The organism is Thermovenabulum gondwanense, assembly GCF_001601575.1.
GTDB lineage: Bacteria > Bacillota > Thermosediminibacteria > Thermosediminibacterales > Thermosediminibacteraceae > Thermovenabulum > Thermovenabulum gondwanense.
The window spans coordinates 125,298-145,984 of sequence record NZ_LOHZ01000023.1; the positions used below are offsets into that span (position 1 = coordinate 125,298).

A 20,687-nucleotide genomic window follows, 5' to 3' on the forward strand; every position below is an offset into this window, starting at 1 on the left:
AAGGGATAGTTAACACAGAATCCTTGCAGAGAAAGCAAATAGAGAATTGGATAAATATACTAAATCATGGTCATTAAAGAGCAATAAAATCAAAGAAATACTTCAAATAAAAACAGAAAAGAGATATGGAGTAGAAGACGTAGAAGAATGGATTAGAGTATCTCTACCCGCATTAAGAGGGCCATATGCGGGTAGACCGTGGATAAAGTATGTTTTAAAGGAATTAATCCGCTTTAATATTACGGCGATAATCTAAATCATAAAAAATAAAATACCATAAATAAAGTAATGGAAATTTATATGTGAAATATATAACATATTACAAAAAAATAAAAGCAATAAACAGATTATGGCATACGATATCTTTTATATCCTCATTGTTTATAAACTGCTCCAAAGAAACATTACTTTTTAAAATAATTCTTTCTAAATGATATCTTATCAAATTTTTCTTTTTTGATATAACATCTCTTTTAACCATCGGCCAATTTCTTTCTTATTATTTCTTTTGTTGATTTGAAATATTTACGTCATTCTTGATTTAACAGAGGAGAAGTTCTATTTTACTTTTTCCTTCAGCAAAGGAACCAAAAAGATAAACAAATTTTATATTTTCTTTAAGAACCATATAATTTTTTAAAGCCGAGATGATTTTTTCTAATAATAACATATCAAACCACCTGAAATTATTACACCATTATTATCCTTTTATAACCATAAAAATAACATATTACCATCTTTATCCTATCATTAACTCAAAGCCCATTCAATGAATAAATTATATTAACAAAAAGTTGATGAGTGAGAAAATATGACCTTACATCAGCCCCCAGTAATTAATTTTGTATAAAATATTAAAACATAACTTTTAATATTTCCTCAAAGGTTATACCCCCGAAATATTCTTTCAAATTAAAGCTCTTTAGGGCTTCCCCTACATCTTCTTCTTTGTAGCGGAGGCCCTTTAATTTTTCTTCTACTTCAGAAACATCCCTCATGCTCAAAAAGTCCCCGTAAAACTTTATATCGGTGATACGCCCATCCCTTACATTTATCCTTACTTCAATTTCCCCTGCATCAAAGCGCTGGGATTTTATCAAATCAAACTCGGGAGACGTGCCGAAATTCCAATCCCAAGTAGCGTATTTTTCATCCCTTAAACGGTTTATTCTTTCTAAATCTTCAGGAGTAAGGTTGTATTCGATTAAGGACTGTCCCTCGACTTCAAAAATATATTTTAATAATAATTCCTTAAATCCTTCGACGCTTATATCTTCCTTGAGATATTCTTTGATGTTGGCAACCCTGCTTTTGACGGATTTTACACCTTTAGAAGCAATCTTTTGGGGCTTGACATTTAGTGCCGAAGAAAGCCTTGTTAAATCGGAATCAAAAAGAAGCGTCCCGTGGTGTAAAAGCCTTCTTTTGTAAAGAAACTGAGCATTCCCTGATATCTTTCTTCCCTCTATGGTAATATCGTTTCTTCCGGTAAATTCAGCTTTTATACCGAGCTTTTCTAAAGCTTTTACTACAGCTTGCGCAAACCTTTCAATGCTGTTGAAAAATTCTGGTCTATAGTCCACCACATAGGTAAAATTTACATTGCCTAAGTCGTGGTAAACCGCACCGCCTCCCGAAAGCCTTCTTACAACAGCTATGTTGTTTTCTTTTACGTATTCCAGGTTAACTTCTTCTATTGCGTTTTGATTTTTACCGATTACTACTGTTGGTCGGTTCTGCCACAATATGAAATACTCCTTTGCAGGATCCATATTTTTTATCACATATTCTTCTAAAGCCATATTAAAATAAGGATCGTTGGAGCTATTTCTTATGTAAAGCAAGAATTTTCCCCCTTTTATAAATGATGTTTTTTATATATTTTCTCAAAAAAGCCAACTACAGGCAATAGGGTTTTAAAATCTATCCCATTGCACACATACCGATAACCACGAATTTATCGTCATCATCTATCACTTTCTCTATCTTTAATCCCGCATAACACATGTATTCCGCAACTTCTTGCCCGGCGGGCAGTACGTCCGAACATACCACTTTTTCTAAGGACCTGTGCAGATTGTTTATCTTTTCCCTGCTTTCAGAATGACATATTATTAACTTACCTTTAGGCTTTAACAATGAAGCCATTTTTTTAATGCTTTGTATCTTGTCGGGGAAATGAGGGAAAGACGAATAACATATAATAAAGTCAAAAGAATCGGAAAAATTATAATCCATAATGTCTCCTACGACAAAATTTACATTCGGAAAATCCTTTTCAGAAAATTTTTCACGAGCTCTCTGGATCATTTTTTCTGCAATATCAAGACCCACTATACGCCCGGATTTCCCTATCTTTTCATTAATATAAGGGACCAACACTCCGGTGCCGCATCCCACATCCAAAACAGCAGCACCTTCTGAAAAATTAACTAAATTTATTATTTCCCTCAATTTGAAAGGATCGTGTTTTACCTTATCGTCCCATTCCAAAGCCAAATTATTAAAAAATTCTTTCTGAGTCAATGCCAATTTTATCACCTTCTTTAATTTTACTCGCTTTCCCGTTTCTTGCACCAATTACAATCAACTTTACAAGAAGCGGTATCAGAATTAATTGAATTGCTATTCCCGGTAGCGCTACCACAAAAAGCCCGTATGTAAATTTTACAAAGTTAAAGGTTTTTCCTATTATAAATTCAGTTATAATCCAGTTGCTTACAATAGATACAAATCTCCCGGCAAGCATTGATGCTATCAAAGATGGATAGATTCCCAATCTGTGTTTATTATAAACTACAGACGTAACAAACCCGTATGTAAAAAGTTCTGCCATCATACTAAAAACTGCCGGTACCGGAGGCATGGAAGTAAATAGGAAGCTGAGGAATGGGGTAATTAATCCTACGGCCCCGGCAAATTTCCAGGGCAACATAAAACCAGCCATGAACACCGGCAGGTGCATGGGCAAAAAAATCTGTCCTCCTAACTTAAATGAGTGAAAAGCTACAGGTAAAAGGATACCAATGGCGATCAGCAAACCGGAAGTGGCAAGATGATAATTTTTCGATGGCATTTGAGATAACCTCCCGATATTTTTTATAATTTCAAGGCATACAGAAAAACTTTGATAAAATAAAAAACCATGAAGCCCTGACGGATTCATCCGCCATAGACCTTCATGGTCATGTTCTCATATCTTCTTGATACGTGCTTTTGACTAAATTATATGATATTGTTTGCTTTTTGTCAATCTTGTTATTGAAAGTTTAATTTCTTTAATTCTGTTGTAAAATATCGGATTCATCCTTGCCAGCATCAGGAACAAAAAGCGATTGACCAAGTTTTTCTTTACCAAATTCACCTATCACTTTTTGAGTCTCGGGACTCACCATAAATTCTACAAAGGCCTTTGCACCCTCTACATTAATCATCTTAGCAGCATTTGGGTTATTTTGCCTTACATATTCCGGATTTGTCTGCATAACATGATATATATTAAGCAATTCCTTGTCGCCTTCTTTTAATATAATAAGTCGGAGTTTTTCCTTCTTCATTAAATAAGTCGCTCTATCGGTAAGAGTATAACCACCTTTTTCAGACGCAATGTCAAGAGTAGCTCCCATACCCTGCCCCGTTGACTGATACCACTTACCAGTGGGTTGTTCTATCCCTACTTTTTTCCATAGAGCGAGTTCTTTTTTATGAGTACCCGAATTATCTCCTCTTGATATGAATAATGCTTTTTTTTCGGCAATTAATCTGAAAGCTTCTGCAGCACTTTTTGCATCCTTTACTCCAGCGGGATCGTCAGGTGGACCTACTATTATAAAGTCATTATGCATTACAAGCTGCCTGTTGATAGCAGCACCCTTTTTTACTAATTCCATCTCCGCTTCCGGTGCATGAACCAACATTACATCGGCATCTCCTTTTTCTCCCATAGCAAGAGCTTGTCCGGTTCCAACTGCAATAGTTTTTACTTTATAACCTGTTTTTTGTTCGAAAAGAGGTATAAGTACGTCTAAAAGCCCGCTATCTTGAGTGCTTGTGGTAGTAGCGAGAATAATTTCTTTACTATTTTGTATATTCTTTGATTGCCCTTGTTGTGAAATAGTTTTTTGCCCGCATGAAGTTAACAGGAATAAGAATATGCAAAGCATCAACATAAAAACAAATAATGAATTAAGTTTAGTTCTTTTTCCGTAAAACATAATTTTCCTCCTTTATCCTGATATTTCGTTATGTTTTTTAAAGCATATCGCTATTTTTATTATAATATCGCATAAAAAAATAGTAAAGAAAAATTTAAATTTTTTACATCTAAAGCATTGCAAAAACTGCACCAGTCCCCTCTCCCAAAGAGCATCTTCAAGTAAATCACACGTTCACCCTCTCAATACTCCTTCAATCTTTCATCAACTTTTGCTATTAGGGAGAAGTCATTGTCATCATGCAGCAAGTATAAATCATTTTCTATTGCGGTTTCCGCTATGAGTAAATCAATGGTACTTCGAATAGTTATTCCTTTTTTTCTGCATTTTATATACAATTTTGCAGCATTTTCATAAGACCTTACGCCATATTTCAGGTCATAAAATTTCTGAGTGCTAAAATAGTTTTTAATTAGAGCAAACTCTTTTTCATTTTTTGCTCCCTGTAATAGTTCCTGATAAATAAAGTAATTTATTCCAAAAGGTATATTTTTTTGAATTACTTCTTCAAATTTTCTAACCTGCTCTTTATTCACACCTTTTAGAAACGATATTAAAACCGATGTATCTACCAATATCATTTTTCTTCCCTCATTTTTTTGTAATCATAATTTTCATCAAACTCTATTCTGCCTTTTAAATCCATTAAGTTCTTCCTTTTACGATTTTCAACAAATTCTTTTAAAGCCAAGTTGACCACTTCTTTTTTAGTTTTTAATCCTGAAATTTTTAATGCTTCTTTAATCAAATTTTCGTCAATAATAATATTCGTCCTCATATTATACACCTCCTTATGTGTATTATAATACACATAAGATCTTTGTCAACGGCACTCAATAAGAAAGTATTGTAACATCGAAAGTTCCTTTTTTAAGCTTATAAACTTACTGAAAGTCTTTAAAATTTCAAAATTCGATACCCGCTTGTGCCGGTATGCCCTTTTTATAATGATGTTTTATCTCTTCTACCTCGCTTACCATATCCGCTATGGAAATTAATTTCTCCGATGCATACCTTCCCGTTAGGACCAAAGTAGTATTTGGCTTTTTGAATTTTATTAGATCTTCCACGTCCTCTTCCTTTAATAGACCGAAATCAACGGCCACATTTATTTCATCAAGGATCACCAGATCGTGTTCTCCTTTTTGTAATATATCTTTAGCAAGATTCAAGCCTTCTTTTGCAAGCTCTAAATCTACGGGCTCCGGATTACCTTTTCTTACAAAGGTGTCTCTGCCCTTTTGCACTACGGTGAAATTGGGGATAAATTTGGATGCTTGAATTTCTCCATATTTAGGGTTTCCCTTCATAAACTGTATCATAAAGATTTTCTGACCGTGTCCTGCAGTTCTCAATGCAAGCCCCAAGGCTGCTGTTGTTTTCCCTTTCCCATTTCCGGTGTATAAAAGCACAAGCCCTTTTTCCGCCATTTTTTAACCCTCCAAATTAAAAAATTTGATAAACATCCTCGATAAATTTTTCAACTTCATAATCCGTATGTTTAATCGATAAAAACAGGGCTTCAAACTGGGATGGAGAAATATAATTCCCTTTTAATATCATTTGCTCTGCAAAATGTCTGTAAATATTAACATTGCTTGCCTTTGCCTGCTCGTAATTCTCAACTTTGTCATTATCATTAAAAAATATGGTAAACATTGAACCAACCCTGTTAATCACAACTTTTATTCCTTTCTCGAAAAATACCTTTTTTAAACCGTCTTCTAATTTTTGTCCCAAGGATTCAAGATAAGTATAAAACTTATCCCTATTATCATAAATTTTTTTCACTGTTGCATAACCGGCAGCCATTATAACTGGATTCCCCGACATGGTTCCAGCCTGATAAACGGGTCCTACGGGCGATAATATGCTCATTATTTCTCTTTTTCCACCGTATGCACCGCATGGTAATCCTCCACCGATTATTTTCCCGTAGGTTACAAGTTCCGGCTCAATCTCATAAATTTCTCTTGCCCCTCTATATGCCACTCTAAATCCCGTTATTACCTCATCAAAAATGAGCAAACTTCCGTATGCATCGCACAATTTTCTTATTTCCATCAAGAACTCCCTTTTTGCAGGAACAACGCCCATATTCCCGGCTATTGGCTCCACAATCACACAGGCAATCTGCTCGCCGAATTTCTCGAAAATATGGCGTATCTGTTCCACATTATTGTATTCTCCGATAATGGTATTTTTCACATGGTCCTCAGGCACTCCCGCACTTCCTGCGATACCCTGCGTCATTATCCCCGAACCTGCCAAAACCAAAAATCCATCATAATGCCCGTGGTAGCATCCCGAAAATTTGACAATCTTATCCCTTCCGGTATATCCCCTTGCAAGTCTAACAGCGCTCATGGTAGCTTCCGTTCCCGAATTCACAAATCTTATCATGTCGATCCCTGTAGTATCGCATATAAGTTTTGCAAATCTTAACTCCAATTCCGTTACAGCTCCGAAAGCTATTGAAGAATTGGCCGTATCTTCTATAGCTTTTACCACATCTTCATCGCAGTGCCCCAGTATCATGGGCCCCCATGCCCCCACGTAATCCGCATACCTTTTACCTTCTATGTCGTAAACATAAGCACCTTCTCCCCTTACAAGCGCAGGAGGAGCAATATTTAAGCCGGTAAATGCCCGCACGGGACTGTTTACGCCGCCGGGCATGTATTTTTTTGACTCATGGTAAATTTTTTGGTTTTGCATCTCGACACACCCCTTCCTAAAAATTTACCGCTAAAATTACCTCCAGGACCGCAAAAAGGAGAATAAGGATAATCCTTTTCCCGGAACGGTTAAATTCCCTTTTGGAGTAGGGGATTTTGCCCGAAAAGCACCTGCTTGAAATCGCTTCATCGATGCTTTTCCATCGGTTCAAAACATCCATCAATAAAAGTGCCGCAATTTTCGCACAGCTTCTTATGCCGTTTAAAAATCCGTCAAAGCCTCCCCTTGCCTTCGCGGAAAGTATCATCAAGTTAAGCTCGTCTTCAAAAAGCAGTATAAAGCGTTCCATAGTCTTTGCCAAATCGGCGATCTCTTTTAAAAAAACCGTGCCGGACATTAAATAAAGATAATCGTCCACCGGAGTTGTAAAAATTAAAAAGGTGAGGGCTGAAGAATTCACAACACCCTTTGCATTTGCGATTAGAAAGCCCTTTATATTTTTATCCGCAAGAAAAACAAGGGAAGACGCAAAATAAAAGCCGGCAATTTCACAAAGAAGTTTCATTACCTTATTAAATGGAGTTTTAAAATACAGGTGGAGGAACAAAAAAACCGTAAAATTTATCGCGAAAGGTAGCGGTGTATTAAAATAATTGGATGATATAACTGCTGTAAGGACTAACATAAGTTTTTCGAGGGGGTTTACAAACCTACCCCTGCTCGAGGTGGAATACAAAATTACCTCTTTAATCATTTTTTACCTTTCCCACAAAGTATCCTATGACAAAAGCTCCCGCCGATGCCTGCAGTGCAAAAAGCAAGCTCTCAATCTCTCCCGAAGGAGGTTCAAAAATGCTTTTAAAAACCGGTTGATAATCCGGAGATATCTCTTTTATCACTTCTTCGATTTTTTCGTCTGCACCTCCCAGATCTCCCCTTTGAGATCCCATGTAAAGGGAAAAAATTATGATGGCAAAAGCCAATGCGATTAATAGAATGTTCTTTTTCATATCTTAAATTCCCCCAATTTTTTAATCTCTGGATAATTTTTCGCCAAATAGTCAAAAAGTACCACGGTAAATAACCCCTCGGTAATGGCTAAGGGTATCTGGGTAACGGAAAAAATGGACAAAAATTTTACCGCAGATGAAAGTATCCCGCTGCTTGATGGAAAGACCAGGGCAAGCTGGAGGGAGGTAACGGCGTAAGTGAATAAATCTCCCAGAGCGGCGGCCAAAAATACGGCTACTTTAAGGTTTCTCCTCTTGAGGATCGAGTAAACAACATAGGCTACGAAGGGCCCCGCAATACCCATGGAAAAGGTATTTGCCCCTAAGGTGGACAACCCGCCGTGGGCCAAAAGCAGAGCCTGAAATAGCAGCACAATTAAGGATAATACTGAAGTTACTAAAGGCCCGAATAGTATCGCCGAAAGCCCGCACCCTGTGGGATGGGAACACGATCCCGTTACGGAAGGGAGTTTTAAAGCCGAAAGCAAAAAAATGTAAGCTCCGCATACCGCTATAAGCATTTTGTTTTTCTTATCCTGCCCGTAAAGGGATGTTATTTTTTTCATTCCCGCAGCGATAAAGGGGACAACCAGCACGAAGTAAAACAAGCACCAGCCAAGCGGCAAAAAACCTTCGGCAATGTGCATCGCGTAAGCTACCCCCGGTGCAAGCAAATAAATTGCTAAAAGAGGAAAAACTTTTTTCATAATTAAATTCCTCCTCGTTTTTATTAATGTGCGGTTTACATATCTTCCAGGGCAAAGTAGGTTATTATCATATCCGCTCCCGCTCGCTTTATGGATGTGAGCACTTCAAAAATAGCCTTTTTTTCATCGAGCCAGCCCATTTTCGATGCGGCTTTTATCATGGAATACTCCCCGCTCACATTGTAAGCGGCAACGGGTACGTTAAACCCGTCCTTTGCCCACCTTATAACGTCAAGGTAGGCCAATGCCGGCTTCACCATGACGATGTCCGCACCTTCATTTATATCGCTTTCTATTTCCCGCATGGCCTCCCTGATATTGGCGGGGTCCATCTGATAGGTTTTCCGATCTCCGAACCGGGGGGCGGAATGAGCCGCCTCCCTGAAGGGTCCGTAAAAGCAGGAGGCGTATTTTGCGCTGTAAGCCATAATGGGGGTATAATAAAAACCCTTTTCATCCAGCACCGCTCTTATCCTTGCAACCCTTCCATCCATCATGTCCGAAGGAGCCACCATATCCGCCCCCGCCCTTGCGTGGGAAAGGGCAACTTTTGCAATATACTCTAAGGTTGCATCGTTGTCCACAGCACCATCCCTGATTATGCCGCAATGCCCGTGACTTGTATACTGGCAAAGGCATACATCGGTGATGCAGTAAACCTTCGAGATCTCCTTTATCCTCCTTAAAGCCCTCTGGACCACCCCTTCGTCATCGTAGGCCGAGGATGCGCATTCGTCCTTGCGGGAGGGTATGCCAAAAAGCATTATTCCCTTTATACCCGCCTTTTCCACCCTTTCCAGTATTTCTTCCAGCCGGTCGATGGAGTACCTGTAAACTCCCGGCATGGACGGTATTTCTTCTTTTTTATCCTTCCCATCCACCACGAAAACGGGATAAATCAGGTCCTCCTTTGATACTCGCGTTTCCCGAACTAAGGTTCTTATCGCCTCATTTTGTCTTAGCCTTCTCGTCCTTGCAAACATAATTTCCCTCCATCATGAGTATCTTTTCTACCATCCCACAGGCGGTATATTTGTCGGCCTTCACCGCGTTAACTCCGCATTTTTCAAGCTCTGCCGCCGTTACCGGGCCTATTGCCACCACCTTTTTCCCATTTAAAATATTCGAACCGTACATTTCCACGAAACTCTTCACCGCAGAAGGGCTGGCAAAGGTAAAATAGTCCGCATCCAAAATATCGTCCCGAAAGTCTTCGCCGGGTACAGCCTCGTAAATTTCTACCTCGAAAACTTCCGCTCCCGTTTTTGAAAGGGCATCCTTTAAAAAGCTCCTGGAATTTTTCGCCCGGGGCAGCAGGATTTTTTGTCCGGGATGCAAATGGGGTTTCAATGCTTCATACAGGGATTCGGCGACGTATTCCCCGGGGACGATGTCGGGAATTATACCCCTTTCTTCCAGTTCTTCCTTCGTCTTTTCTCCGATCACGGCAAAACCCGCCTTTATCCTCCTGAGGTCGTACTTCACTTTCCTCAGATAATCGAAAAAGATCCTCACGCCGTTAGCGCTGGTAAAAATTATATAATCAAAATCCTCAAGCAGCTTAATAACCTCTCCCAAATTTTCGCTCGTATCCTTTATTTTTATTGAGTTCACCTCCACCACATCGGCACCGAGGTCCTGAAGTCTTTCCTTAAATTCTAGAGCCCTCTCCCGCGGCCGGGTAATGCATATCTTTTTCCCGAACAGGGGTTTTTCTTCATACCAATTGAGGATTTCCCTTAGTTTCACCACCTCGCCGATCACCACCACCGCAGGAGGTTTCATTCCCATTTTTTTTGCCCTTTCCCGGATATCGCACAGCCTACCGGTCACAACCCTTTGATTAGAGGAGGCACCGTTTGATATAACAGCGCACGGTTTTTCTTTATTCATACCGCGTTCCAGCAAATTTTTAACTATCCCTTCCAGATTTTCCATACCCATTAAAAAAATCAAGGTCCCGTCGAGTTTTGAAACTACCTCCCAATCGTAATCCCATTCATCCCCGGTTTTCCCGGTAAACACGTGAAAGCTTCGGGATATGCTCCTGTGGGTAACCGGAATACCGCCGTAGCACGGTACTGCCACCGCCGATGAAATTCCGGGTATCACTTCGAAGTCTATCCCGTTTTGCCGAAGGTAAACCGCTTCCTCCCCGCCCCTCCCGAATACAAAGGGGTCCCCTCCTTTAATCCTGCCCACGGTGTAACCCTCCCTGGCAAAGCAGACCAGCATCCGGTTTATTTCTTCCTGTGTTTTATAGTGGCACCCGCTCTCCTTACCGCAGTAAAAAATTTTGCAGCCCTCTTTTAGGTAATTGAGGATATTTTTATTTACGAGCCTGTCGTATATCGCCACATCGCACTTTCCCAAAGCCCTTACCGCCTTTAAAGTAAGGAGCTCCTCATCGTAGGGCCCAGCTCCGATAAGATAAACCTTGCCCATCTTACCCCTCCAATAATTTCATAGCAAGTTTACAGGATAAGTTAAGGTAATCTTCCTTTTTCCCCTTGACCTGCAATTTAACCAGGGTATCCCCCACCTGGTTTACCCCCCAAATTTTTATCCATTCCCCCTCAATCCGGGCATGAGCCGCAACGGGGGTATGACATCCGCCGTTTAATATCCTCATCACGTTCCTTTCCGCCTCCGTGCAAATTCGGATTTCTTCATCGTCCAAACCTTTAATCATCCCGGCGATTTCGCCGCCCTTCAGTGCTTCCACCGCAATGGCACCCTGTCCGCAAGCGGGAATCATTTCTTCCAATTCAAAATAACCGGTTATGAATTCCTCCAGCCCGAGCCTTTTAATCCCGGCAGCGGCAAGCACAATGCCGTCCAAATCCTCATTCTTCAGCTTTTCCAGCCTTGTTTCCACATTGCCCCTGATGGGAACGATGTTCAAATCCTTTCTGAGGAGAAGAAGCTGTTTTTCCCTCCTGACGCTGCTCGTCCCTATCCTTGCACCCTTTTTCTGAGCGTAAAAGCCCTTTTTGTTGAAGGAAATAAATACATCCCGCGGGTCTTCCCGTACCGGGACCGCGCAAATTTCAAAATGTTCTTCCAGAAAGGTCGGCACATCCTTCATGCTGTGCACCGCAATGTCGGCTTCTTTTAAAAGAAGGGCCCTTTCCAGCTCCTTTACGAAAAGTCCCTTCCCTCCTATTTTTTCCAAGGATGTATCCAAAACCTCGTCTCCCTTTGTTGAAAACAACTTTTTTTCGCACTTCACCTTCAGATTTTTTTCTATAAGTCCTATTATTTCATCGGTCTGTATCAGCGCTAAATTACTCTTTCTCGTCGCCACCCTTATGGTCCTCATCTTTTAAAAACCCCTTTATAGCTTCTTCGTGCCTTCCCGATTTGAATAAACGGTAAAATTCCTCGCTGTTTACATACTCCATAAGCTCTTTTTTAATCCTGCTTCCCCTGAATTTTTCTCTTACTTCGAAAATAAAATCCATAAAATCATCGTAACCCTTCAAAACCTCTCCGACCTTTTTCCCCAAAAATACCGCCCCCATGGGGTTACCCCTTGTATTCACCGTAAAAAATATATTTTTAGTATTATCCTGAAAGGGTTTAATGAAATTGCCCTTTCTAAAGTTACTGCATACTAAGTAAAGCTTGTTTGCCCTTTCACAGTCCTCTATAATCCTATCTTCATCTTTTCCCTTCACCGCAATAATCACCAAATGCTTATCCTCTATAAAACCCGCTTCGTACTCCCCTTTTATTAATTTCACGTTTTCATTCTTTAACCCGCAAAACCCTTCGGAAAAATCGGGGGAAAGCACTTCTACCTCAGTTCCCCGCCCTGCGAAGGAAAGGGCCTTTATAAAGGCGGCCCTTCCGCCTCCAACTATGCCAACCCTTATCTTGCAGGCTATTAAAGAAATGCCAAGGAAATTCAATCCGAGAATATCTTCGCTATTAACCTCATGCATTCTTCGCCCCTGCCCTCCAAAAATTCTTCCTTCAAAACCCTGATGGCGTTTTCCGCGAAGGCATCCGCCGTGCTCTTGAAAAGCAGCTCGGCGGTCCTCACATCGTCTATGCGGTATTTATTTTTGAACCGTTCAAACCGGGGTTTGTAAACCCTTTCGGCAAAGTTTTTTACATTTTCTATAAATGGAGTAATCTCCCTGAGCCTGTACCATTCCGTAAACTCCTTGACGTGTTTTTCTAACACTGCCCTGTTATTTTCCATGAGGGTTCTTCTTTCTTCCAAATTCTCCTCGTTCATCCTCGAAACTTCGTCTATGTTGTAATGCCCTTCAACTCCCAATGCCCCTTCCTCCACATCCCGGGGAACGGCAAGGTCGAAGATTAAAAGCTTTTTTCCATCCACATCTTCCTTCTTTACCACGATATGGGGAGATGAAGTGCACGATATCAATACCTCCACCTCTTTCAGGTAATCCCTCCAGAGAGAAAATTCGACGAACACGGCTTTAGGACCAAGGTTTTCCCCCTTGCAAAGGTCCCTCACCGCTATGTAAACCTTCTCTAAGGAATCTTTCGAACAAAGGTATTTTGCACAGAGCCTTCCTATTTCACCATAACCGAAGATGAGCACCCTCTTTTTTCCCCTTTTTTCTATCTCCTTCGATACTATGGACGCTACTGAAACGGGCACTTCGTGGAGCTTTGCTTTGGTCCTGAACTCTTTGCCGCAGGCTATGGCCTGTAAAAAAAGCCTGTTTAATACTTGTCCCGCGCTCTTTATATTCCTTCCTCTTTCCAAGGACCTTTTCACCTGACCGAGTATTTGTTCTTCTCCCAGTATCAGTGAATCGAATCCGCAGGCCACTTCAAAAAGGTGCTCTGCTGCTTTTTCATCCCTGTAATAAAAGGTGTAATCTTTGAAACCTTCCCACCCGAGGATTTTTAATATTTCGTCCTTCGTTCCTCCTTCATCGCCAACGAAATATACTTCTGTCCTGTTGCAGGTGTTTAAAATGATGTTTTCCCCGCAGACTCCCCTTAAATCTTCCATTTTTTTGTCCACGCGTTTTTCCACGAGAACCATTTTTTCCCTGAGTCTTATATCCGCCTTAGGATTTACTCCCAGTACCCCAAGCATATCTATCCCCTACTTTATCAATCCTAATTTTTTTATTCTATTAAGTATTTCTTCAATGCTTTGGACCCCGCTTTCTTCGGGCCTTTTTATAACAAGGGGTTCTATCCCCAGTATTTCGCAAGCCTTTATTTTTTCCCTGAAACCTCCCTCCTCCCCGCTTTCCTTCATCACCACGTATTTTGCTTCGTATTCCTTAAAAAGCGCCGCATTTAGCTGTACGGAAAACGGGCCCTTCATGGCAACTATGTTTTCCATAGGGATGTTCAATTCTTTGCAGCGGGAAATACTGAATTCTGTCGGCAAAATCCTGTAGACGTACCTCCCATTGCCTTTCATCCTTTCAAAAAGTTCGATATTTTTTGAGCCTATGGTGAAAAATACATTCCCTTCCTTTTCTTTTAGATAATGGGCACATTCTTCGAAGGTTTCGAATACCCTGTACCCTTCCGTTTTTACCCCCTTTCTTAGAAACCTTATATATTCGATTCCCTCTTCCTGAGCGGCTTTTCTGGCATTCCGGGTGACCTCCACCGCAAAGGGATGGGACATATCCACAACTGCCTTTACGGAAAAATCCCTGATAAACACCTTCATCTCATCGCAGTTCATTTTCTTCACAAGACAATTGTATCCTTCGAGCTCCCTTTTCCCCTCATCGGTAGCCACGGTAACAGTGTAATCCGTCTTCCCGTGTATCAGAAAAAGAATCTTTTTGACATCGGAAGTTCCCCCTATTACCCAAATCAAATTGGATACCCCCTAGGAGTTATTATTGTATTATCCTTTATATAAGTTCTGCTGTTACCCACTATTACCGTTGTCATCATATCTACTACCTCGTATTCCACCTTGCCGAGGGTGGTAATAATTACCCTTTCCCCCTTCCTTCCCGCATTTTTAACGATTCCTACCGGAGTATTTTTATCTCTGTAGCTTAAAAGCAGCTGTACCGCTTTTTCAAGGTTATACGGGCGCAAATGACTTCTCGGATTGTACAACGCAATAACAAAATCCCCCTGCACTGCCGCTACCAAACGTTTTTTGACAACCTCCCAGGGTATCAGGTGGTCGCTTAAACTAACCGTGCACATATCATCCATGAGAGGTGCTCCTAAACAGGATGCCGCAAGAAAGACCGCACTTACCCCGGGTACCACCTCGAAATTTATACGGTTTTCTATCTCCAGAACGAGCCCCGCCATACCGTAAAGACCCGCATCCCCGGAAGAAACGATGCAGGTGTCGTAACCCTCTTTGACCTTTTCAACAGCTATGCGGCATCTTTTTACCTCCTGCCCCATCCCGGAACTTATTACGATTTTATCCTTTACAAGGTCTTTAATAAGTTCAATGTATCCATCGTATCCCACTACCACCCGGGAAGATTTAATGCATTCCAGAGCTCTCATGGTCATGGTTTTTACATTCCCCGAACCGATACCCACTATGTAAAGCTTAGACATCGAATACCTCCCTGGATACCGAAAGGGTCACCCCATTTACCGCCGTTTTTCTTACGATAATTTCAGGAGAAAGAAGAAAGGCGCAGGGTTCCGCCACGGAGTAGACCCCCAGGCTTTTATATACAAATTCACTTTTTCTAAATCTTTCCTGAACCTTCATTATCTCATCCCTTGAGAAAAACCTTAGTGGTATGTTTTTTTCTTCAGCAAACTCAATAAGGCCCCTTTCATCACGCTTTAAGTCCACGGTTGCCATAATTTTTATGCATTTTACGCTAAGATTGTTTTCTAAAAATACCCTGTTTATGGCTTCCTCAATTTGCTTTTTATATGTACCCCTTTTGCACCCTATTCCCACGTTCAGCACCTTGGGCCTTAATACGCAGGAAGGATATTTTTTGTCAAATTTATCCTTACAGGTTATATAAATAAATCCCTCCCCTTCCCGGGTAAGGCAGGGGTAATTAATTTCGACCGGGCCTATATCGGAAAACACCGCGATTTTCCTTTTTTGTAGCATTAGTGAGGTGATAACCTTCACATCTTCAGGATTTTCTATAACGAAATTTCTTTTTTTCGCAAACAGGTCTATGCTCTCAAATCCCCGGGAATCCGAAGCGGTGGTTATGACCGGAATGGCATTTAATACTTCAGCCACCTTTACTGCAAATTCGTTTGCACCGCCGAAGTGGCCCGACAGGAGACTTATCACGTACCTTCCCATATCGTCCACCACTACCACCGCCGGGTCGTTCCATTTATCCCGTATGTACGGGGCTATGAGCCTTACCGCAATGCCTGCAGCAGAGATAAAAATAATTTTGTCGAAATTCTCAAACACAGCCTTTAAATTTTCTTTATAATTTTCTTTTTTATAAATCTTTACATCTTGAAAATGCCCCCTGATCTTAAATGCAATTTTTTCCCCATCTTCGGTAAAATAAAAGCACGCGATCAATTTTTCGCCTCCCTGAAGGCATGGGAAAAATCTTTCGAGTAAAGCCTGCTTTTACCAATACTGGTTAAAAAATCTCCTACCAGTATGATTGCAGTGCTTTCAAAGCCCTCATTTTTTAACCTGTTGCAAATGTCTTTCAGTGTACCTGTGATAATTTTTTGGTCTTCCCACGTGGCTTTGTAAACCACCGCCACAGGAGTATCCTCCCCGTAACCCGCCCTGAGTTTTTTTACCACATCTTCTATATTCTTCACCGAAAGAAATATCGCCATGGAAGCGCCTATTTTCGAAAGCTGTGTCAAATCCTCCCTTTCAGGAACGGGAGTTTTACCGGCAAGCCTGGTAAGTATCACAGTCTGGGTAACTCCCGGAACGGTAAACTCCTTTTTTAATACCGCTCCCGCGGCGGTAAAGGAGCTCACCCCGGGTATCACCTCGTAATCGATGCCCAGCTTTTTCAATCCCTCCATCTGCTCCGCTATAGCACCGTAAATGGTTGGGTCTCCGGTATGAAGCCGGACAATTACTTTATCCCTACCTTCATGGATTTTTATAACCTCCAGTATTTCCTCTAAAGTCAACCCGGAGCTGTCGATAAGGATAGCTTCCTTTTTGCAAAACCTCAGATGCTCGCGGGATACGAGAGATCCCGCATAAATAACCACATCGGCCTTCTCCAGCAGTTTCCTCCCCCTGACGGTGATAAGGTCCACATCCCCGGGCCCAGCCCCTACAAAGTAAACCATACACTCATCCCCTCACCCCTATAATCATCGAAAAATAATCCGCATCATTAATCATGTCATCTTCCCGGGTGTAAATTGCTTCGCCTTCCATGAAAATCCTTCTGGCATAATACACCTCATAGCCCATCTTTTTCAGGGCTAAAATTGCCTCCTTATTCACGCTGCCCTTCAAAAGCAGGACCCTGTCAGAGTTAATAAATTCATCCGCATTAAACCATTTATCCGTTACAAGCACCGACTGCCCTTTTCGGGCAAAGGGTATTTTCAGCAGGGAAAACACTGCGCTGAAGGAGGGTACGCCGGGGATTATGCTCACTTCAACTCCGAGAGCTTTAATTTCTTCAAAAAGGTAGATAAATGTGCTGTAACACATTGGATCACCCAGGGTTACGAAAGCACCTTTTTTATCACCGCTGAGAATGTGAAAAATTTCCATAGCTGCGTTTTTGTAAGCCCGGTTGTTGTCCTCCCCCATAGGAAATTCAAGATACACCCTTTTAGCATCTCCAAGATAATCTTCTATTACCGCTTCTGCAAGGCTGTAACCCCTGTTTGAGGGCAGAAAAATCACATCGCAGGTTTTCAAAACATTAAGCGCCTTCAAGGTTATCAGCTCGGGGTCGCCCGGTCCTATTCCTACACCGTAAAGTATGCCCATCCCAATCCCCCTTTTTTAGCCCGCACTATTATCACCGGAGTCAGGGCTTTATAAATACCCCTTTCGTCCATTCTGACAACGCTCACCATGCAGGAATCTACTTCGTAATTTAATATTTTTAGCCTTTCATGAAATTTCCATGCGTTCTCGGGTTTTATAAAGTTTGCACCCACCACTCCCCCGGGGGGCAGCCTGTTATTTACAGCCTCCAGTATTGCCCCTATATTCCCGCCGCTTCCTCCGATAAAGCACTTGTTGAAATTAAACCTTCCGACCGCTTGCACCGCCTCTCCTTCAAAAATTTCTATGGTAACATTGAACTTTCGCGCGTTTTCCTCGATTAACCTCACCGCTTCCTTTTCCCTGTCAACAGCTATAACCTTTGCGCCCAAAAGGGCGCTCTGGACGGAAATGCTTCCCGTCCCCGCGCCCAGGTCCAAAAGCACATCCCCAGTTGAAATATCCAAATAGGATAGGGTGACAGCCCTTACCTCGAACTTGGTCATCGGGATATTCCCTCTGATAAACTCCTCATCTTTTATCCACATATTTCCACCACCACAAGACTCAAATCCGAAAGGTTTTCTATCTCATCGCCTATGATTTTTTCCAGGATTATTTCATCATCATAGGAGAGATTAAAACCCACGTAAATCTTGCCCTTGAATCCCTTTTGAAACAACGTTCTGGAAATTTTATCCGGAGTATTTTGCAAATCGGTAAATACGATGGTGATTCCCGGATTTTTGACCTTCGTCCAATCCGGATTCTTGCCGTGAAAGCTCAAAAATGAAGCATCCTCCCAATTTTTTTGTATCTTCGATAGCATGTATTGAAAACAAGATATGGAGGGAATTATTTCGTCAATTTTCACGTTGTTCCTCTTCAAAAAATCCGCCGCGCTGTAAAGCAGAGGATCCCCCGATACCACCAGGGTGTAATCGCCTTCGATTTTTAAAAGGTCTTCCAAGTTTTGTATGCATTCTACCCTGTTTAACCCTCCTATGCTTTCGGCCACCCTTTTGAAAGCAAAAACCCGCTTGGAGCTTTTTATTACCTCCACTGCCCGGACGCTTGCATACTCCGGATTCCCGGGACCTATTCCCACGAGGACCATTTTCCCCACCCCTGCATTTCTTTAAAGGTATACATGAAAACCTCGATTTTCATATTATCTTCCTTCAAATAAGCCTTAATCCTTCGCACTATGCCCTCCTTCATGTCCTCCAGCACGCGGTCATACCCCGATTCCCGCAAAAAATTTGCGCATTCCTCAGCAGTTTTAAAGCGCTCCACGCTTTCTATTAAATCCCGCGGCGCGCCGTTTTTCGCCAGATAGTAGACGAATGCTTCCACCCGGGAATCCACCACCCTGCTGGAGGTGTTGAATGCCCCGATGGAAATCTTACACATCTTGCCCACGTGTCCCACCAGGGTAACCTTCTTAAAACCGAGTTCCCTGCAGTAAAGCAGCGCCTCGCCCACAAAGTTGGATATTTTCACCGTTTCTTTTGAAAGCTCTGCTTTTCTTATGTATTCCATACCGTAATTACCGAAGGTCAATACCGCTTCGTCGGTATTCTTCCTCATCACCTCAAGTTCGGTGTACATCACCTTTTTGTAAGCTTCTTCGGACATGGGGTAAACTATTCCGGTGGTGCCGAGAATGGATATACCGCCTTCTATGCCCATCCTGGGATTATAAGTTTTTTTTGCAATTTCCCTTCCCTCCGGCGCAAAGATTAAAACGTTAGCTCCTCCCGGATGTGCTTCGAGCACCGAGGCCTCTATCATCCTTCTGGGAACTTTATTTATCGCCGCCTCACCCTTTTTCCCGTAGGGGGAATTTTCTTTAAACCTTCCTATGCCCTCGCCCCCCTCGATCAGCACCCTGCCGTCCCCTCTCAGGGAAACCTTAGCGTAAATAGCTATGCCATCGGTAGCGTCCGCATCATCCCCTGCATCCTTCACCACCCGGCAGATAGCCTCGTCCCCTTCCACGCGGCATTCTGAAATTTTAATCAAAAGCACCTCACCGGAGGGCGTCCTCACCCGCACCTCGCGGCATTCCCCGCCCAGAAGCCTTATCACAGCGGCTTTTGCGGCAGCGGCAGCGCAGCTTCCCGTGGTATAGCCGCATCTCATCTTTTTCCCGTATCTTATTACCTCCACCTTTTCACCTCCGGTCGGTACGAATACATCAACGCGTTGAAAATGGCGGCCGCCACGTTGCTGCCACCCTTACTTCCCCGGGTGGATATGGACGCCACATTCATGGTCCTCAAATACTCCTTTGACTCGCGGGCTCCAACGAAACCCACCGGCACCCCTATCACCAGCGAGGGAAGCACCCTTTCCCTTTCGATTAGGGAACAAAGGTAAAAAAGAGCGGTGGGGGCGTTGCCTATGACGAAAACATCCGCTCCCTCCATGAGAGCCCTTTCTACGGATGCCATGGATCGGGTAATCCTTTTTTTCTCGGCGATAACCCTGGTTTCTTCCTCATCTATGAAGCAAAAGATTTTCCCACCCATTTCATCCAAAAACCTTTTGTTTATTCCCGAATAAGCCATTCGGGTATCCGCAAATACCCTGCAGCCTTTATCAAATGCCCCGCGCGCCGCCTCCACGGGGTTATTTTTGAAAACCAGCAGGTTTTCGTAATCGAAATCCCCTGTGGCGTGTATGGCCCTGAGGATTATTTGAAGTTCTCCATCCCCGTGACTTTTTAAAAGCCCCGATTTTATAATTTCAAAGCTCTTTTTTTCTATCAATTCGGGGTCCTTAATGAACATCGCCCTTTTCTTCCCTTCCTTCGTTTAACCTGTCCTTTAAGATTTCTATTAATAGTGGGTGGTAACCTATGGGTGAAACCATATTTACCTTCACGGCCCCTTTATCCCTTACAAAGGAATTTATTATTTTTGGTACGTCTTTTTTCATATGAATTCCCGAAAAGAGGAAATAGGGAAGCACCGTAACTTTCTTATACCCCTGCTGGTATAATAGTTCCAGGGCTTTTTCCACGCCGGGTTCGTTGAACTCCATAAAAGCAGGAACCACCCTTTTCCCCAAGGCTTTTTCCAGCTCTCTCGCCACCCTTTCCACCGTCATTACCGTAGAGTCTTCCCTGCTTCCGTGACTTATCAGCAAAATCGCTTCCATT

General features: G+C 42.1%; 28 protein-coding genes. 1 reads left to right on the forward strand and 27 read right to left on the reverse strand.

Annotated elements, in window-relative coordinates; translation table 11 throughout:
- The first annotated feature begins 46 nt into the window (after positions 1-46).
- The gene (locus ATZ99_RS11570) at positions 47-256 is read left to right on the forward strand and encodes a hypothetical protein (protein ID WP_157074706.1); all 210 of its coding nucleotides are present in this window, start codon (positions 47-49) and stop codon (positions 254-256) included.
- 285 nt (positions 257-541) lie between these two features.
- On the opposite strand, the gene ATZ99_RS11980 is transcribed toward ATZ99_RS11570, so the two are convergent.
- The 27 genes from ATZ99_RS11980 to ATZ99_RS04220 form a co-directional block, all read right to left on the reverse strand.
- Positions 542-670, reverse strand: a complete 129-nt coding sequence (locus ATZ99_RS11980) for a nucleotidyltransferase domain-containing protein (RefSeq protein WP_222927068.1) — start codon at positions 668-670, stop codon at positions 542-544.
- Between the two features lie 184 nt (positions 671-854).
- Positions 855-1,844: a lipoate--protein ligase gene (lplA, locus tag ATZ99_RS04095; protein WP_068747975.1), complete on the reverse strand. Its 990-nt coding sequence runs from the start codon at positions 1,842-1,844 to the stop codon at positions 855-857.
- Positions 1,845-1,923: 79 nt separating this feature from the next.
- On the reverse strand, positions 1,924-2,532 hold the full coding sequence (locus ATZ99_RS04100) for a class I SAM-dependent methyltransferase (protein ID WP_068747976.1): 609 nt from the start codon (positions 2,530-2,532) through the stop codon (positions 1,924-1,926).
- On the reverse strand, positions 2,504-3,076 hold the full coding sequence (locus tag ATZ99_RS04105) for an ECF transporter S component (RefSeq protein WP_068747977.1): 573 nt from the start codon (positions 3,074-3,076) through the stop codon (positions 2,504-2,506). The genes ATZ99_RS04100 and ATZ99_RS04105 overlap by 29 nt, the downstream gene beginning before the upstream one ends.
- A gap of 202 nt (positions 3,077-3,278) precedes the next feature.
- Positions 3,279-4,214 (reverse strand): ABC transporter substrate-binding protein, encoded by a 936-nt coding sequence (locus ATZ99_RS04110; protein ID WP_068747978.1) that lies wholly within the window; start codon positions 4,212-4,214, stop codon positions 3,279-3,281.
- A 182-nt stretch (positions 4,215-4,396) separates the two neighbouring features.
- Positions 4,397-4,795 (reverse strand): type II toxin-antitoxin system VapC family toxin, encoded by a 399-nt coding sequence (vapC, locus tag ATZ99_RS04115; RefSeq protein ID WP_068747979.1) that lies wholly within the window; start codon positions 4,793-4,795, stop codon positions 4,397-4,399.
- The gene (locus ATZ99_RS04120) at positions 4,792-4,992 is read right to left on the reverse strand and encodes a type II toxin-antitoxin system VapB family antitoxin (protein ID WP_068747980.1); all 201 of its coding nucleotides are present in this window, start codon (positions 4,990-4,992) and stop codon (positions 4,792-4,794) included. The genes vapC and ATZ99_RS04120 overlap by 4 nt, the downstream gene beginning before the upstream one ends.
- Before the next feature lie 127 nt (positions 4,993-5,119).
- Entirely contained in the window at positions 5,120-5,644 is a 525-nt protein-coding gene (gene cobO / locus ATZ99_RS04125; RefSeq protein WP_068747981.1) for a cob(I)yrinic acid a,c-diamide adenosyltransferase, read from the reverse strand.
- A 16-nt stretch (positions 5,645-5,660) separates the two neighbouring features.
- Complete coding sequence (hemL, locus tag ATZ99_RS04130) at positions 5,661-6,932, reverse strand: glutamate-1-semialdehyde 2,1-aminomutase (RefSeq protein WP_068747982.1); 1,272 nt, start codon at positions 6,930-6,932, stop codon at positions 5,661-5,663.
- Between the two features lie 16 nt (positions 6,933-6,948).
- On the reverse strand, positions 6,949-7,647 hold the full coding sequence (locus ATZ99_RS04135; RefSeq protein WP_068747983.1) for a CbiQ family ECF transporter T component: 699 nt from the start codon (positions 7,645-7,647) through the stop codon (positions 6,949-6,951).
- Positions 7,640-7,903 (reverse strand): energy-coupling factor ABC transporter substrate-binding protein, encoded by a 264-nt coding sequence (locus tag ATZ99_RS04140; RefSeq protein WP_068747984.1) that lies wholly within the window; start codon positions 7,901-7,903, stop codon positions 7,640-7,642. Before ATZ99_RS04140 ends, ATZ99_RS04135 begins: the two co-directional genes overlap by 8 nt.
- Positions 7,900-8,610, reverse strand: coding sequence for an energy-coupling factor ABC transporter permease (locus tag ATZ99_RS04145; RefSeq protein ID WP_068747985.1), 711 nt, complete (start codon positions 8,608-8,610; stop codon positions 7,900-7,902). Before ATZ99_RS04145 ends, ATZ99_RS04140 begins: the two co-directional genes overlap by 4 nt.
- 35 nt (positions 8,611-8,645) lie before the next feature.
- Entirely contained in the window at positions 8,646-9,593 is a 948-nt protein-coding gene (hemB, locus tag ATZ99_RS04150) for a porphobilinogen synthase (RefSeq protein WP_068747986.1), read from the reverse strand.
- Positions 9,559-11,055 (reverse strand): uroporphyrinogen-III C-methyltransferase, encoded by a 1,497-nt coding sequence (cobA, locus tag ATZ99_RS04155; RefSeq protein WP_068747987.1) that lies wholly within the window; start codon positions 11,053-11,055, stop codon positions 9,559-9,561. The genes hemB and cobA overlap by 35 nt, the downstream gene beginning before the upstream one ends.
- A gap of 1 nt (position 11,056) precedes the next feature.
- Entirely contained in the window at positions 11,057-11,932 is an 876-nt protein-coding gene (gene hemC, locus ATZ99_RS04160) for a hydroxymethylbilane synthase (RefSeq protein WP_068747988.1), read from the reverse strand.
- Positions 11,898-12,557: an NAD(P)-dependent oxidoreductase gene (locus tag ATZ99_RS04165; RefSeq protein WP_068747989.1), complete on the reverse strand. Its 660-nt coding sequence runs from the start codon at positions 12,555-12,557 to the stop codon at positions 11,898-11,900. The genes hemC and ATZ99_RS04165 overlap by 35 nt, the downstream gene beginning before the upstream one ends.
- A complete protein-coding gene (gene hemA / locus ATZ99_RS04170) occupies positions 12,521-13,696 on the reverse strand; it encodes a glutamyl-tRNA reductase (protein ID WP_068747990.1) in 1,176 nt (391 codons plus the stop codon). The genes ATZ99_RS04165 and hemA overlap by 37 nt, the downstream gene beginning before the upstream one ends.
- A 9-nt stretch (positions 13,697-13,705) precedes the next feature.
- On the reverse strand, positions 13,706-14,443 hold the full coding sequence (gene cobK, locus ATZ99_RS04175) for a precorrin-6A reductase (protein ID WP_068747991.1): 738 nt from the start codon (positions 14,441-14,443) through the stop codon (positions 13,706-13,708).
- On the reverse strand, positions 14,440-15,159 hold the full coding sequence (cobJ, locus tag ATZ99_RS04180) for a precorrin-3B C(17)-methyltransferase (RefSeq protein WP_068747992.1): 720 nt from the start codon (positions 15,157-15,159) through the stop codon (positions 14,440-14,442). Before cobJ ends, cobK begins: the two co-directional genes overlap by 4 nt.
- The gene (gene cbiG, locus ATZ99_RS04185; RefSeq protein ID WP_068747993.1) at positions 15,152-16,117 is read right to left on the reverse strand and encodes a cobalt-precorrin 5A hydrolase; all 966 of its coding nucleotides are present in this window, start codon (positions 16,115-16,117) and stop codon (positions 15,152-15,154) included. The genes cobJ and cbiG overlap by 8 nt, the downstream gene beginning before the upstream one ends.
- A complete protein-coding gene (gene cobM, locus ATZ99_RS04190; protein WP_068747994.1) occupies positions 16,114-16,863 on the reverse strand; it encodes a precorrin-4 C(11)-methyltransferase in 750 nt (249 codons plus the stop codon). The genes cbiG and cobM overlap by 4 nt, the downstream gene beginning before the upstream one ends.
- A 4-nt stretch (positions 16,864-16,867) precedes the next feature.
- Positions 16,868-17,521, reverse strand: a complete 654-nt coding sequence (cobI, locus tag ATZ99_RS04195; RefSeq protein ID WP_068747995.1) for a precorrin-2 C(20)-methyltransferase — start codon at positions 17,519-17,521, stop codon at positions 16,868-16,870.
- A complete protein-coding gene (cbiT, locus tag ATZ99_RS04200) occupies positions 17,500-18,069 on the reverse strand; it encodes a precorrin-6Y C5,15-methyltransferase (decarboxylating) subunit CbiT (RefSeq protein WP_068747996.1) in 570 nt (189 codons plus the stop codon). The genes cobI and cbiT overlap by 22 nt, the downstream gene beginning before the upstream one ends.
- The gene (gene cbiE, locus ATZ99_RS04205; protein WP_068747997.1) at positions 18,060-18,638 is read right to left on the reverse strand and encodes a precorrin-6y C5,15-methyltransferase (decarboxylating) subunit CbiE; all 579 of its coding nucleotides are present in this window, start codon (positions 18,636-18,638) and stop codon (positions 18,060-18,062) included. Before cbiE ends, cbiT begins: the two co-directional genes overlap by 10 nt.
- Positions 18,620-19,693, reverse strand: a complete 1,074-nt coding sequence (gene cbiD, locus ATZ99_RS04210; protein WP_222927069.1) for a cobalt-precorrin-5B (C(1))-methyltransferase CbiD — start codon at positions 19,691-19,693, stop codon at positions 18,620-18,622. The genes cbiE and cbiD overlap by 19 nt, the downstream gene beginning before the upstream one ends.
- Complete coding sequence (locus ATZ99_RS04215) at positions 19,684-20,316, reverse strand: precorrin-8X methylmutase (RefSeq protein ID WP_068747998.1); 633 nt, start codon at positions 20,314-20,316, stop codon at positions 19,684-19,686. Before ATZ99_RS04215 ends, cbiD begins: the two co-directional genes overlap by 10 nt.
- Entirely contained in the window at positions 20,306-20,686 is a 381-nt protein-coding gene (locus ATZ99_RS04220; protein ID WP_068747999.1) for a sirohydrochlorin chelatase, read from the reverse strand. The genes ATZ99_RS04215 and ATZ99_RS04220 overlap by 11 nt, the downstream gene beginning before the upstream one ends.
- Between the last annotated feature and the right edge of the window lies 1 nt (position 20,687).